The sequence below is a fragment of the Streptomyces sp. NPDC085937 genome (assembly GCF_044540535.1).
Lineage (GTDB): Bacteria > Actinomycetota > Actinomycetes > Streptomycetales > Streptomycetaceae > Streptomyces.
In genome coordinates, this window is the sequence record NZ_JBITSH010000004.1 from 149751 (window position 1) to 163504 (window position 13754).

Annotated in this window: 14 protein-coding genes; 1 reads left to right on the plus strand and 13 read right to left on the minus strand. The window is 73.6% G+C overall.

Features of this window, described 5'->3' with window-relative positions; all coding sequences use genetic code 11:
* Positions 1-95: 95 nt before the first annotated feature.
* The gene (locus tag ACIF8S_RS10785; protein WP_399998672.1) at positions 96-2183 is read left to right on the plus strand and encodes a thioredoxin domain-containing protein; all 2088 of its coding nucleotides are present in this window, start codon (positions 96-98) and stop codon (positions 2181-2183) included.
* A 134-nt stretch (positions 2184-2317) separates the two neighbouring features.
* Here ACIF8S_RS10785 and ACIF8S_RS10790 read toward each other — a convergent pair whose 3' ends face one another.
* The 13 genes from ACIF8S_RS10790 to ACIF8S_RS10850 form a co-directional block, all read right to left on the minus strand.
* A complete protein-coding gene (locus tag ACIF8S_RS10790; protein WP_399998674.1) occupies positions 2318-4165 on the minus strand; it encodes an ABC transporter ATP-binding protein in 1848 nt (615 codons plus the stop codon).
* A gap of 88 nt (positions 4166-4253) precedes the next feature.
* A complete protein-coding gene (locus ACIF8S_RS10795; RefSeq protein ID WP_215214908.1) occupies positions 4254-4451 on the minus strand; it encodes an LxmA leader domain family RiPP in 198 nt (65 codons plus the stop codon).
* Between the two features lie 289 nt (positions 4452-4740).
* Positions 4741-6027 (minus strand): M16 family metallopeptidase, encoded by a 1287-nt coding sequence (locus ACIF8S_RS10800; protein WP_399998675.1) that lies wholly within the window; start codon positions 6025-6027, stop codon positions 4741-4743.
* Positions 6024-7298 carry a M16 family metallopeptidase gene (locus tag ACIF8S_RS10805; protein WP_399998676.1) on the minus strand — a complete coding sequence of 425 codons (1275 nt, stop codon included), beginning with the start codon at positions 7296-7298 and terminating at the stop codon, positions 6024-6026. The genes ACIF8S_RS10800 and ACIF8S_RS10805 overlap by 4 nt, the downstream gene beginning before the upstream one ends.
* 167 nt (positions 7299-7465) lie before the next feature.
* On the minus strand, positions 7466-7663 hold the full coding sequence (locus ACIF8S_RS10810; RefSeq protein WP_136239709.1) for an LxmA leader domain family RiPP: 198 nt from the start codon (positions 7661-7663) through the stop codon (positions 7466-7468).
* A gap of 136 nt (positions 7664-7799) precedes the next feature.
* A complete protein-coding gene (locus ACIF8S_RS10815) occupies positions 7800-7997 on the minus strand; it encodes an LxmA leader domain family RiPP (RefSeq protein ID WP_215048017.1) in 198 nt (65 codons plus the stop codon).
* 241 nt (positions 7998-8238) lie between these two features.
* Positions 8239-8508 (minus strand): hypothetical protein, encoded by a 270-nt coding sequence (locus tag ACIF8S_RS10820; protein ID WP_215214903.1) that lies wholly within the window; start codon positions 8506-8508, stop codon positions 8239-8241.
* Between the two features lie 45 nt (positions 8509-8553).
* On the minus strand, positions 8554-9297 hold the full coding sequence (locus ACIF8S_RS10825; protein WP_399998678.1) for a class I SAM-dependent methyltransferase: 744 nt from the start codon (positions 9295-9297) through the stop codon (positions 8554-8556).
* Positions 9294-10397 carry a hypothetical protein gene (locus ACIF8S_RS10830; RefSeq protein ID WP_399998680.1) on the minus strand — a complete coding sequence of 368 codons (1104 nt, stop codon included), beginning with the start codon at positions 10395-10397 and terminating at the stop codon, positions 9294-9296. The genes ACIF8S_RS10825 and ACIF8S_RS10830 overlap by 4 nt, the downstream gene beginning before the upstream one ends.
* Positions 10394-11008 carry a flavoprotein gene (locus tag ACIF8S_RS10835; protein WP_399998681.1) on the minus strand — a complete coding sequence of 205 codons (615 nt, stop codon included), beginning with the start codon at positions 11006-11008 and terminating at the stop codon, positions 10394-10396. Before ACIF8S_RS10835 ends, ACIF8S_RS10830 begins: the two co-directional genes overlap by 4 nt.
* Positions 11001-11984 (minus strand): LLM class flavin-dependent oxidoreductase, encoded by a 984-nt coding sequence (locus ACIF8S_RS10840; RefSeq protein WP_399998683.1) that lies wholly within the window; start codon positions 11982-11984, stop codon positions 11001-11003. Before ACIF8S_RS10840 ends, ACIF8S_RS10835 begins: the two co-directional genes overlap by 8 nt.
* Positions 11981-12856 carry an ABC transporter permease gene (locus tag ACIF8S_RS10845; protein WP_399998685.1) on the minus strand — a complete coding sequence of 292 codons (876 nt, stop codon included), beginning with the start codon at positions 12854-12856 and terminating at the stop codon, positions 11981-11983. The genes ACIF8S_RS10840 and ACIF8S_RS10845 overlap by 4 nt, the downstream gene beginning before the upstream one ends.
* A 2-nt stretch (positions 12857-12858) precedes the next feature.
* Entirely contained in the window at positions 12859-13671 is an 813-nt protein-coding gene (locus tag ACIF8S_RS10850) for an ABC transporter ATP-binding protein (protein WP_399998686.1), read from the minus strand.
* Between the last annotated feature and the right edge of the window lie 83 nt (positions 13672-13754).

Sequence of the window (13754 nt, forward strand, 5' to 3'; positions counted from 1 at the left end):
CATGCCGCCGTGTGACCCGGGACCCTCCGGGTGCGCGACGGGCCGGGGCGGCGTCCGTCCCGCGGCGGGCGGCCGGCGTGCGCGAGGATGGAGACATGGCGAACCGACTTGCGCAGGCCACGTCCCCCTACCTCCTCCAGCACGCCGACAACCCCGTGGACTGGTGGACCTGGTCCGAGGAGGCCTTCGCCGAGGCGCGGCGGCGCGATGTGCCGGTGCTGCTGAGCGTCGGCTACTCCAGCTGTCACTGGTGCCACGTGATGGCCCACGAGTCCTTCGAGGACCAGGCCACCGCCGACGACATGAACGCGCACTTCGTCAGCATCAAGGTGGACCGCGAGGAGCGCCCGGACGTCGACGCCGTGTACATGGAGGCGGTGCAGGCGGCCACCGGGCACGGCGGCTGGCCGATGACGGTGTTCCTCACGCCGGACGCCGAGCCGTTCTACTTCGGTACGTACTTCCCGCCCGCCCCCCGGCACGGCATGCCGTCGTTCCGGCAGGTGCTGGAGGGGGTCAGGCAGGCCTGGGAGGAGCGGCGGGACGAGGTCGGCGACGTCGCGGGGAAGATCACCCGGGACCTGGCCGGCCGGGAGCTGGCCTACGGCGACGACCAGGTGCCCGGCGAGCAGGAGCTGGCGCAGGCGCTGCTCGGGCTGACCCGGGAGTACGACCCGCAGCGCGGCGGGTTCGGCGGGGCACCGAAGTTCCCGCCGTCCATGGTGATCGAGTTCCTGCTGCGCCACCACGCCCGCACGGGCGCGGAGGGCGCCCTGCAGATGGCGGCGGACACCTGCGAGCGGATGGCGCGCGGCGGCATCTACGACCAGCTCGGCGGCGGCTTCGCCCGCTACTCCGTGGACCGCGACTGGGTGGTGCCGCACTTCGAGAAGATGCTCTACGACAACGCCCTGCTCTGCCGGGTCTACGCCCACCTGTGGCGGGCCACCGGCTCCGAGCTGGCGCGCCGGGTGGCGCTGGAGACGGCCGACTTCATGGTCCGTGAACTGCGCACCCCCGAGGGCGGGTTCGCGTCCGCGCTGGACGCGGACAGCGAAGAGGTGGTGCCGCCCGAGGGGCGTCATGAGAAGGGTGAGGGCGGGCGACGGGAGGGCGGCACCGGACGGCACGTCGAGGGCGCCTACTACGTGTGGACGCCCGCGCAACTGCGCGCGGTGCTCGGCGACGACGACGCGGAGCTGGCCGCCCGGTACTTCGGGGTGACCGAGGAAGGCACCTTCGAGGAGGGCGCGTCGGTGCTGCAACTGCCGCAGCGCGACGAGGTGTTCGACGCCGCCCGGATCGGCGGCGTCCGGGAGCGGCTGCTCGCGGCGCGCGACCGGCGCCCCGCGCCCGGCCGGGACGACAAGGTGGTCGCCGCCTGGAACGGCCTGGCGATCGCCGCGCTCGCCGAGACGGGCGCCTACTTCGACCGGCCGGACCTGGTCGAGGCCGCGGTCGCCGCCGGTGACCTGCTGGTGCGGGTGCACCTGGACGAGCACGCCCGTATCGCCCGGACCAGCAAGGACGGCCAGGTGGGCGCCAACGCGGGCGTGCTGGAGGACTACGCCGACGTCGCCGAGGGCTTCCTGGCGCTGGCGTCGGTGACCGGCGAGGGCGTGTGGCTGGACTTCACCGGCCTGCTCGTCGACCACGTCCTGACCCGCTTCCTGGACACGGAGTCCGGCGCCCTCTACGACACGGCGTCGGACGCGGAGCGGCTGATCCGGCGCCCGCAGGACCCCACCGACAACGCCACCCCGTCCGGCTGGACCGCCGCCGCCGGCGCCCTGCTGGGCTATGCGGCGCACACCGGCTCCGAGCCGCACCGCACCGCGGCCGAGCGGGCCCTGGGCGTGGTGAAGGCGCTCGGCCCTCGCGTCCCCCGCTTCATCGGCTGGGGCCTCGCGGTCGCCGAGGCCGTCCTGGACGGTCCCCGGGAGATCGCGGTGGTCGGACAGGGCCCGGACGACCCGGCGACGACGACTCTGCACCGCACGGCGCTCCTGGGCACCGCGCCCGGCGCGGTGGTCGCCGTGGGGACCCAGGGAAGCGACGAGTTCCCGCTGCTCGCCGACCGCCCCCTCGTCGACGGCGCCCCGGCCGCCTACGTCTGCCGCAACTTCACCTGCGACGCCCCGACGACCGACCCGGACCGCCTGCGGACGGCGCTCGGAGGCTGAGCGGGGCGGGGGCCGCCCCTCCGGGGGGCGGGGAGCGGCCCCGTGCGGTGCGGGGGAGCGGCCCCCTGCGGTGCGGGAGCGACCCTCGGAGTGCGGTCGTTGCCCGGGAGCGCCGGCCGCACCGTCCGTAGGGGTCAGCCCGCGGCGCCGGCGGGCTCCAGGGGGGCCCAGCGCTGGTTCTCCACCAGGTTCCGGTAGTACTCGCTGTCCTCCATGAGCTCGGCGTGCGTGCCGGCCGCGACCACCCGGCCCTCCTTGAGGGCCACGACGTGTTCGGCGTGCATCACGGTGGACATCCTGTGCGCGATGACGATCACCGACCGGTCGCGGGCCAGTTCGTCGACGACGTCCCGCAGCCTCAGCTCGTTCACCGCGTCCATCTGGGAGGTCGGCTCGTCGAGCAGCAGGACCTCGGCGGGGCTCAGCAGGGCGCGGGCGAGGGCGAGACGCTGCCGCTGACCGCCCGAGAGGTCGGTGGCGCGACCCAGTTCGGTGTCCAGGCCGTGCGGCAGGGCCTGCACGGCGTCGTGGAGATCCACCGACCTCAGCACCGTGGAGAGCCGCTCGTCGAGCTCCGCCGTGCTCTGTCCTGGCGGGGTGTCGAGTCCCAGGAGCAGGTTCTCCCGTACCGTGCCCTCCAGCAGCGTGAACGACTGGTCGACGTAGCCGAGCCGGGAGCGCAGGTCGTGCAGCGTCCAGCGGGTGACGTCGCGGTCCAGGACGCTCACCGTGCCCCGGTCGCTGTGGAGGAACCGCTCGACCAGGTGGAAGAGGGTGGACTTGCCCGCCCCGGAGTGGCCCACGACGGCGGTCAGGCCCCGCCGCGGCGCGCTGAACGACACGTCGTGCAGCACCGGCTGGCCGTCGTAGGAGAAGGACACCCCGTCGAAGCGGACCGCGGTGGCGGCGTGCGCCGGAGCCGGCCGGCCGGTCGCGGGGGTGCCGGCGGCGTCGGGCGGGACGGGGGAGGCCGTGCCGTCGGCCGCGGCGGGTTCCTCGCTCGGTTCCGTCGGCAGGGACAGCAGGTCCTCGAAGCGCGCCTTGGCGGCCAGGCCGGTCTGCAGCCGTCCGAACCCCATCACGATGATCGTGACCGGGCTGACCAGCTGGAGCAGGTACAGGATGAAGGCGATGAAGTCGGCCAGCGTCAGGGCGCCGTGCGCGATCCGGGCGCTGCCCGCGATCACGATGCCGGCGAGGGCCACCTCCTGTCCCAGGGACATCAGCGGCAGGACCACCGACTGGAGACGGGACGCGCGCAGCATCTCCGTGGTGAGTGCGTCGGCGTCCGCGGTCAGGGCCCGCGCGGTACGGCGTTCGGCCCGGTGCGCCTTGATGGTGAGCAGGGAGGCCAGCGACGTGGTGAACCGCTGCGCGAGCATGCCGGTGGCGATCTGGATGGACTCGTAGCGCTTGCGTACCCGCCGCAGGACGAACCAGATCGCGCACCCGGCCGCGGCGAAGGACGCGAAGGCGAGGAGGACGAGCAGCAGGTCCAGGAAGGCCATCAGCACGATCGTGCCGAGGGCGGTGACGACGGCCACCGGCACCTGCACCACGCCCGCGTCCACCACCGAGCGCAGGAGCATCGCGTCCGAGGTGATGCGGGCGACGAGGTTGCCCGGGCCCGTGGCGCGCACCCCGGACAGCGGCAGCCGCAGGGAGTGCTCCATGACGCGGGAGCGCAGGCGGAGCACGAGCCGTTCGCCGGTGCGGGCCAGCAGGTAGCCGGAGAGCGAGGAGGCCGCCGCCGCGCCGAGCGCCAGCGGCACCATCCAGACCAGGACGCCGACGACCGACTCCCGCCGGCCGAGGACCTCGATGAGGTCTCTGACCAGCCAGGGAATGGCGAGTGTCGCGGCGGTCGCGGCCAGGCTCAGCACCAGGGCGGCGCAGACCGAGGCGGTGTTCTCCCGCAGCAGGTCACGAAGGACCCGCACGCCGGGCCGAGCGGGTGGCGAAGAGGTGGGGCCGGTCCTCATGGCGGGGTTCCTTCCGGGGAGGGACGGGCGGAAGCGCCCGGCCGGCCTCTCGGACGCGGGGTGTACCGAGGGCCGGCCGGGCACCGGGTCAGCAGCCGGACGAGATGGTGTAACCGGCGCTGAAGCTGGCGGCACCGCCGATGGAGGCCAGGACGCTCTCGACGGAGACGATCGTGACCGTGGTGGTCGGGCTGATCGCCGGGGCCTCGGCCGTGGCGTCGGCGGCGATCTCGGCCGAGTCCGTGTAGGCGGTGTAGCCGGCGATGAGCTGGTCCGCGGTGTTCATGCTTCCTCCGTTGGGAAAGGGATGTGACGGGTGCATTTCTCTCACGGGGTCCGAGGCGCTTCCACCCCCTTTCTTTGGGGTGAATGCCGGACGTGCTGGGGAATCGGGCCGGGAAGAATCTTTACTGGCCCACTTCTCCCGGCGGGAAAGTTGGGTTCCCTTTTGTGGAAAGGGTGGGGGATTCTCCGGACGAAAAGGGTCCGCAGGTGCGCGGAAAGGGCCGGTGACGCCATTCTCGGTGGCGGCTCCGATGGTGGTTCCGCCGAGAATGCCGATGCCGGCCCCTGGGTCATCCGCGCAGGAACGCGTCCGTCCACGCCCCGGGCGCCCCGAGGGCGACTCCGGTGAAGCGTTCCGGGCGGTAGAGGCGCCGGGCGCACTCCACCACCTGGTCCACCGTCACCTCCTGGAGCAGGGCGGGAAAGGCGGACAGCCACCCGGGATCCAGTCCGCTGCCGAGCACTCCGATCAGCGCCGTGGCGAGTCCCGACTGCGAGGTCTGGCCGATGGAGGTGATTCCGGTCATGTGCTCCCGGGCGGCGTCGATCTCCCGCCGGTCCGGTGGATCGGACACGAGGGCGCGCAGTTCCCGCCCGGTCGCCCGCAGGGAATCAGGAACCGTCGTGGGGTCCGTCGCATAGGTGATGAGGACGGAGGTGTGCGGCAAAGAATCGTCGATGGTTGATTCAACGCTGTAGACGAATCCGTTGTCCTCGCGCAGTCGCCGCATGAGACGTGAGGAGAAATAACCGCCGAACAGGCAATTGACGATGCTCAGCGCGGGAAAAACGGGGTCGGTCCGGGCGGGAACGGGGGCCGCGAGCATCACCTGAGCGTGCCCCGCCGGGCCGGGACGGGGCACTCCGGCCGGTCCGCTCACCGACCAGGGCGGCGGGGGCGCCGGCGGAGGTGGTCCGGTGTCCGGCCAGCCCGCGAAGGCTTCGACGGCGGCCCGGGTGTCACAGGGGGCGACGACCACCAGGTGGGAGCCCCGGGGCCGTACGGCCGACGCGTGCAGCGCGGTGACGTGTTCCGCGGTGACGGCCCGCAGGGCGGCGGCGTCCGGGTGCCGCGCGGAGCCGGGGAAGAGGTGTGCGTGCAGCGCGGCGTGCGCCGCGGTGAGGGGATGGGCGTGCCGGTCGTCCGCGCGCGCGGCGAGCACGCCGGCCACCTGCTCGCAGTCCTCGCTGGTGACGTCGGGGCGGGTGACGGAGCGGACGAGCACGCCGAGGGCCCAGTCGACGGCCTCCACCGGGACGGAGGCGCTCGCCGCGAGCCGGCGTCCCGTCCAGGAGACGGAGACGACCGAGCCCTCCCGGTGCGGGTCCTTGTCGATCCCCGCGCCGGCGCGGCGCGCGCAGTCCCGGGCCGTCAGCGCCGCCAGGACCTCGGCGGTCGCGGGGTCGACGGCGTGGGCGGGCATCGGCACGAACAGACGGATCTCCGCCAGGGGGGCCGAGCCCGTGCGCACGGTGACCGCCCGCAGGCCGTTGGCCAGGACGTCGTCGCTGTGGGGCGGGAGCGGGAACGGACGGAACGAGCCCAACGGGGGCAGCGCCGCGGGGGAGGTCGTCATGCGGGAGCCGCCTCCCGGGTGGAGCGCAGGCCCAGTACGGCACGGGGGGTGCTCAGCAGGCTCCTGGCGGCGGTGGCCACGTCGTCCGGGCCGGTCGCGGCCACCAGCCCGGGCAGGTCGTCGGCCAGCTCGGCCCGGTCGTGCAGCAGGGTGAACGCGCCGGTGTGGCGGGTCCGTTGGAGCAGGCTGTCGTAGCCGCGGGCGAGCGAGACACGGATCTGCGCCCGCGTGCGCTCCAGTGCGCCGGGGGTGGGACCCTGCCGCGCCAGGAGGCGCAGGACGTCGTCGGTCTCCGCCAGGACGTCCTCCGGGGCGGCTTCGGGACGCCGGGTGACCACCACGTGGAAGGTGTCCGGGTCGCGCGCCTGCAGGGGGCCGAAGAACCCGCACGCCGACCGGACGGCGGCGGCCAGTCCGGTCGTTGCGACCAGACGGCGGGTCAGCAGACCCCGGGCGGTGCCGGTCAGCAGTGCCGACAGCACCATGTGGGCCACGTAGGCGGGCAGCCGGCGGGCCGGATCGGGCATCCGGTGCCCCAGGGCGAGCGCGGGCAGCGGGGCGTGACCGTCCTCGCGGGTACCGGTGCGCGTGCCGGCCGGCGGCGGCTCCGCCAGGGACACGGGCCCGGCCGCCGGGCGGGGCGGAAGCGGCCCGAAGTGCCGGCGCACCAGCTCGGCGGCCTCCGTCTCGTCGAAACCGCCGCAGACGGTGAGGACGGCCCGGGAGGGGGCGTAGTGGGTGTCGTGGAAGGCGGCGCACTCCTCGGGCGTCACGTCGTGCAGGCCCTCGACGTCCCCGTATCCGTTGTGGCCGTTGGCGTACGACGTGTAGAGCACCCCGGGCAGCACGGTCCACGGGAAACCGCCGTAGGGACGTCCGGTGACCTGGGTCCTGATCTCCTCGCGGATCACGCGGAGCTGGGCGCGCAGGCCCTCCTCGGTCAGACGCAGGCCCGCCATCCGGTCGGCCTCCAGGAACAGCAGCCGTTCCAGCGCCGCGGTGGGTGCGACCTGGTAGAAGTCCGTGTGGTCCTGGTGGGTCGAGCCGCCGGCGGTGCCCCCGGACCCCTGGACGACGGAGAAGTGCTCGCCGGGCGTGACGCGGCCGCTGCCCTGGAACATCAGGTGCTCGAAGAGATGGGCGAAGCCGCTGCGCCCCACGGGGTCGCCACGGAACCCGGTGCCGTAGTGCACGGCGACGCCGACGGCCGGGGCGTCGCCGCGGGCGTCGAGCACCACCCGCAGGCCGTTGTCGAGCGTCAACTGCCGCACAGGACGTGCCCCTTTCGTGTACGTGGTGGACGGGTGCCGGCGCGCCGCGCCGGGACCCGGACGACCGCCGCGCCGGGACCCGGACGACCGCCGCGCCGGGACCCGGACGACCGCCGGTCCGGCGCCCGTGCGGGGCGCCGGACCGGCCGGCCGGAGATGACGGCGGGTCAGCAGCCGTTGCCGACCGTGACGCCGACGCTCATGCTGATGCCCGCGCTGCAGGCGTACGACGACTCGGCGATGGAGACGGCGATGGAGAGGGAGACGGGGCTGATCTCCGGTGCGCCGCCGTCCTGGCCCGCGGCGATCTCGTCGGCCGAGGTGTAAGCGGCGTATCCGGCCATCAGGGCGTCGGTGGTGTTCACTGTGACTCCTCTTTGGAGAAATGCGGCGGAAGTTTTCCACCGTCGGTCGGGAATGTGCTCCGGGGGGCCTGTCCGCCCTCCGGTAATCCGAATCCGTGTCGGTCCGGAAAAAGCTTCCGGTCCGGTGGCGGACTTGTCAGCAGCCGTTGCCGACGGTGTAACCGACGCTCAGGCTGACGCCCGCGCTGCAGACGTACGACGACTCCGTGATGGAGACGGCGATGGAGAGGGAGACGGGGCTGATCTCCGGGGCGCCGCCGTCCTGGCCCGCGGCGATCTCGTCGGCCGAGGTGTACGCGGCGTATCCGGCCATCAGGGCGTCGGTGGTGTTCACTGTGACTCCTCGCAGGAGAATCGAATCGGCGGAACCTTTCCGCCGGCCGATGACTTTTCTATCCGCTTCCCGTGGCCGAAATCCAGCGCGAATTCAGAAGTGGCTCACCGAATTCGAGGGGAAAGTTTGGCTCCGCTTTTTCGCGCCGGCGCGCCCGGAAAAAGGGCATGCGAAAGCCCGGGAAGGCCGCCCGCTGTCGTTCTCCGAGGGCGAGCCGCCCGCCCGGGCCGGGCGAGGGGCGTCAGACAGCCGGCAGCTGCTCCACGTAGCGCTTCGCCAGGCGCAGCGACACCGCCGGGTGCGCGTCCCGGACGGCCTTGATCGCCGCCACGTCACCCCGGGTCCTGCGGACCTCCTGGACGTGCGCCTCGTCCACCTGCTGCCGGAATCCCTCGTACGAGCCGTACTGCCGGGTGAACGCCTGCGCGCGCTTCTTCGACGTACGGTCGCTGGCCACCCCCAGCACCGTGGTGATGCCGACGGCGACGGCGCCCGCGACTCCTTCAACCATGGGTTCCTCCTTCACTTCCGGTACCGCGGCCCTCGCGGCTTCCGGTTACTCCGCCCGCTCGTAGACCGACACGTGGCGGGGGCTGGTCGCGGTGAACGGCTCCTTGTGCCATCCCGCCCAGCGCTCCACCAGCCTCAGGCCGGCCAGCTCGGCGAGCAGGTCGATCTCCAGGGGGAACGCGTACCGCAGCACGTGCTGGGTGGTCTCGGGCGCTCCGCCGTCCAGGATGGTGTGCGTGGCGACCATGATCTGCTGCGACCGGTCGACCATCAGCGTGTCGAGCATGACGGCGTTCGGGCCGAGGAACCGCATGGAGAAGTCGGGCTTGGTCAGCACATGGTAGGGCGACGGGTCGAAGGCCTCCAGCACGAACCGGCCGCCCTCGGCCAGCTGGTCCCGCACGTTGCGCAGGCAGTTGAGCTGCGCCTCGCGTGATACGGCCACGAAGAACGTGTTCAGGACCAGGGTCACGAGAGGGAAGTCGCCGCCCAGGTCGAGCCCGGGCCGGGTGAAGTCCCCGAGCCGGGCCGTGACCTGACCCTTCTCGTCCCGCTCGGCGAGCTTGGCGAGCATCGCCTCGGAGGCGTCGACCCCGTGCAGCCGGAAGCCGCGTTCGGCCATCGGCACCGCGATCCGTCCGGTGCCGATGCCCAGTTCGAGCACTCTCGACCCGGGGTCCACGAGACCGGAGAGGAACTCCACCGCCGCGTCGGTGTCGAACCCGATCGGGTACATCTGCTCGTAGACGCTCGCCATCTTCTCGTTGTAGTGGGCGTTCTGTGCGATCACTGTTCCTCCGTTCCAGGGCCCGTGCGCCGCCCCGCGGGGGCGCCCGGAGGTCCTTCGATGGTCCCCATGGGGTGGTCGAGAAGCCCGGCGACGACGTCCAGGTAGTCGGTCAGCTGGTCGCGCCAGCCGACGAACGCCGCGTAGTCGACGCCGTGGGCGAGAATGCGGAGCACCGCGGACCGGGCCACCGCGTCGAGATCGGGCTCCGGATCCGCCGGGCCGGGTCGCGTGTCCGCCGGGCCGTGCCGTGGGCCGTCCGGGGCCGTCGCCGTGGCGTAGCCGCTCAGCAGCGCCCGCGCCGCCGACGCGCAGTGCTCGGCCGCGGCCCCGTCGCCCGGGCCGGTGAAGTGCAGGAGCCGGAACTCGGCGAGTTCCCCCACCGTCCAGCCCAGGTCGAACGCCGCACGCCCGGTGGCGAGTTCCTCACCGGCCAGCACGGCGCACGCGTCCCCGCCCGGCGAGGGGATCACCGAGCCGAGCGACACGCCCCCGAGCAGCAGGACCGGCCGTTCGCCCGTCCCGCCGGCGGCCAGGTCCGCGCACCACTCACCGGCGCGCCGCATGCGGGCACCGCCGAGCCGGGCCAGCGCCTCCTGCCGGAGCCGCCCGGCGGCCGGCGTGACCGGGGTGCCCGCCAGCCAGCCCGCGACCCGGGCGGCGCCGGCGGGCCCGCCGGGGGCCGGGGAGTCGGCGAACGCCGTGTGCACCCGACGCAGGACCGACCCCACCTGGTGCAGCAGTCGCGGGAGGGCCGCCCACGGCAGCGGTGCCGCCGCGTGGTTGCCCAGCACGTGCCCCAGCGAGTACGGGGCAGGGACCCGGTAGTGGCGCTCGGTCTCCGCGCCGTCCCGCGTGCGGTCCGGCCGCCGGTCGTCCGGGTACGGCGACCCGGGCGAGCCCAGCACCACCCGGGTGCCGTGCGCGGTCCACGCGCGGGACGCCTCGGCCACCGCGTCCGGAACGGGTGTGAACGGGCGGGGGCGTGCGGGTCCTGGCCCGCGGCACCAGAGGTAGCCGCGCTCCGCCGCCAGGACCCGGGTGGCCAGGTAGCCGGTGCCGAACTCGGCGACGACCCCGCCCGGCACGGCCGGCGCGGTCACGACGGTGCCTCCCGCCCGGCCCGCAGCCTCTCCGCCGCCGCGATCACCGAGGGCATCGGCGCGTTGAGCGCGGCGTCCCGGCGGCCCGTCGTGGTGCTCAGACCGGGGACCGGCGGAACCACGGTGACGTGCGGCATCTCCTCCAGCGCCGCACACGCCCTGCGGTACGCCCAGGAGGTGAGGCCCCCGGGCGGCAGCGAGGGCGCGACCGCCACCGGCGCCGTGGTGCACTGCAGGGCGAGCACGGCGGGACTGTCCGCGAGGCCGCCGGCCAGGCGGGAGCAGAAGTTGAGGGTCGCCGGGGCGACGACGAACGTGTCGGCCCACTCCGCCAGTCCGACGTGCGGGGCGTGCGCGGCCGGTTCCTCCGGCCACTCGTCGGACTCGGCCACGGTGCCGCTGATCGACGTCAGCGCCTGCCGGGTGACGAACCGTCCGGCCGACCGGGTGGTCAGCACGCGCAGGCTCGTCTCCGGGTATCCGGTGCGCAGCCAGTTCAGCCAGAACGGGGTGTGCGCCGCGCTGAGCGCACCGGTCACCACCAGGACGAGCCGGCGCCCCGTGAACACCGGGATCTCGCCCAGCTCGGGATGGGACCGCAGGTCAGTCATCGGCGGCGACCGCTTCCAGGATCTCGCCCAGGTCCTCCAGCGCCGCCCGGGACCCCTCGGTGAGGTAGACACCGCAGACGTTCAGCACGATCTCGTCCACGCCCGCGTCCCGGTGGGCCCGGACCACCTTCGCGACGTCCTGGGCGGTGCCGGTCGCGAACACCTGCTGCTCGATCAGCGCCTCGGCGCCCTTCACCGGCTCCCGGGCGTCCACCGCCACTCCGGCCCGCCGCAGCATGTCCGTGTAGTGCTCCGACGCCAGGTGGGGGCCGGTCGCCGTGAAGACGGTGCGGCGCATGTTGCGGCCCGGCCGGTCCACCGCGGCGTGCAGGATCGACACCACCCGCGGCGTCCGGGTGCGCCCGGCCTGCTCGGCCCCCTCGGTCATGGCGGGCACCAGGGTGTCCCCGATGTACCAGTGCGGGGTGAGCCAGGTGATGGCCGCGTCGCCGACCTCGCCGACGGTCCGCGCCATGCCGGCCCGCAGCACGCCGAGTCCGACCTCGACGGCCGGCGCGGGCACGTGCATGAAGGGGGCGCCGGAGGTGAAGTACTCGCCCTCGTGCGCCACCTTCTCGCTGTCCAGGAGGCGCCGTACGACCGACACGTACTCCTTCATGGCGCGCAGCGGCTTCGGGTACCGCTCGCCGCGCAGCTGCTGCTGGAAACCGACCGGTCCGGGACCGAAGCCCGCGACGTACGGGGCGCCCGAGAGGGCGCTGATCGAGCGGGCCTCGACCGCGGCCTGGTAGGGATGGCGCAGAACGGTCAGCGCCACGCTGGTGCCGAGGGCCACTCCCGGCACCCGGGCGGCGAACGCCGCCAGCGCGAGGTGCGTCTCGACCCGCAGCGACTGGCCGAGCCACATCCGGCGGACTCCGGCGTCGCGGGCGAACGTGCCGATCTCCACCATCGGTTCCAGCGCGTCCGGCTGGATCGGGAAGATCGCGGAGATGTGCTTCAGGGTTCGGCTCATGCCGGGGCCTCGGTTCTCTGGGGTCGGGTACCGGTCGCGCGACGGGTCATCCGGCGCAGGACGCGCGGGGCGACGAGGAAGCCCATCAGGGCCCAGGCGCCGTTGATCGCGTAGACCTTGGACAGCTCCCACGTGGCGGACGTCTCCGCGCTGAGCGCCGAGTCCGGCAGGAGCGCGGCCCGCACGCCCTGCGCGGTCCACTTCAGGGGGAAGGCCTGGACGGCGTCCTGGACGGCGCCGGGCAGCGCGGTGACCGGGAAGTAGATGCCCGAGAACACCATCAGGGCCAGCATCGGGATCATCAGGAAGCCGAGCGCCTCGCGGGCGTTGGGCAGGACGGCGCCGAGCACCGCGCCGAAGGGCACGAGGGCGAGCAGTCCGACGGCCGGCACGGACAGCAGGATCAGCCAGTGGCGCGCGTCGGCCGGCGCCGACGAGCCGACCACCAGGACGCCCGCCGTCAGGGTGAGGGCGCCGCCGCCCACCGCGGTCACGGCCACGACCACGGTCTTCGCCACCAGGTAGACGGGGATCCCGTGCGGCACGGCCCGCATGCGCAGCAGCGTGCCGTCCTCCCGCTCCACCGCCAGGGTCTGGGTGAGCGAGAGCAGCCCTGCCTGGACGACCATGGTGGTGACGCCGCCCGCCACCAGCAGTTCCGCCATCGGCACGTCCGAGCCGGGGATGTCGCCGTCCAGGAGGGTGCTCAGCACGACGAACAGCAACGGCGTGCTCAGCAGGCTGAACGCCTCGCGCGGGGTGCGCAGCATCTGACGCATCTCCAGCAGCCCGCGCCGCACCCCGACGGCCAGGACCCGCCGCAGCGGGAAGGAGCCGGCTCCGGGCCGGGTGGTGGTCGGTGTCCCGGTCATGATCAGGCCCCCGCTTCCGCGACCATGCGCAGGTAGATGTCCTCCAGAGTGGGCCGGTGCACCTCGAGTCCCGGGACCGGCCCGTCGAACTTCCGGTGCAGCTCCCACACGAGCCGGGAGGGGTCCTCGGCGGTCTCCTCGCGCCGCTCGCCGTTCTCCTGCCACACCACCCGGGCCTGCGCCCGGGCGTCCTGAGCGAGCTGCGCGTTGGTGCCGAAGGCGGCGATACGGCCGTCGATCAGGACCGCGGTGCGGTCGGACAGGCGCTCCGCCTCGTGCAGGTCGTGGGTGGTCAGCACGATGGTCATGCCGCCCTCCTTCAGCCGTTCGATCAGCTCGTGGAACTCGCGCCGGGCCACCGGGTCGAAACCGGCCGTCGGCTCGTCGAGGAAGAGCAGGAGGGGGTCGCCGATGATGCCGAGCGCGACGTCCAGCCGTCGCCGCTGCCCGCCGGACAGGCGCCCGCAGGTCTGGCCCGCCTGCTCCGTCAGACCGAGGGTGTCCAGGGTCCCGGCCACCGAGCGGGGCGCGGGATGGCAGGAGGCCACGTGTTCCAGCAGCTCGCCCACCCGCCAGCGGGCGTGGTCGCGCCACGACTGCAGCACCACGCCGATCCCGGCACGCCATCCCTCGTCCGCGTGCGCGGGATCCTCGCCCAGCACCTCCACATGGCCGCCCGTCGGTGTCCGGAAGCCCTCGAGGATCTCCACGGTGGTGGTCTTGCCCGCCCCGTTGGGGCCGAGCAGGGCCAGCACCTCGCCGTGCCGGACCGTCAGGTCGATGCCGCGCAGGACCTCCCGCCGTCCGTACCGCATGGTCAGTCCTCGTACGGTGATCGCCGGTGTCCCGGCATCACTCGGACCGCGCATTGTTCTGCCCCTCCTGGGCTCTGTGCCTC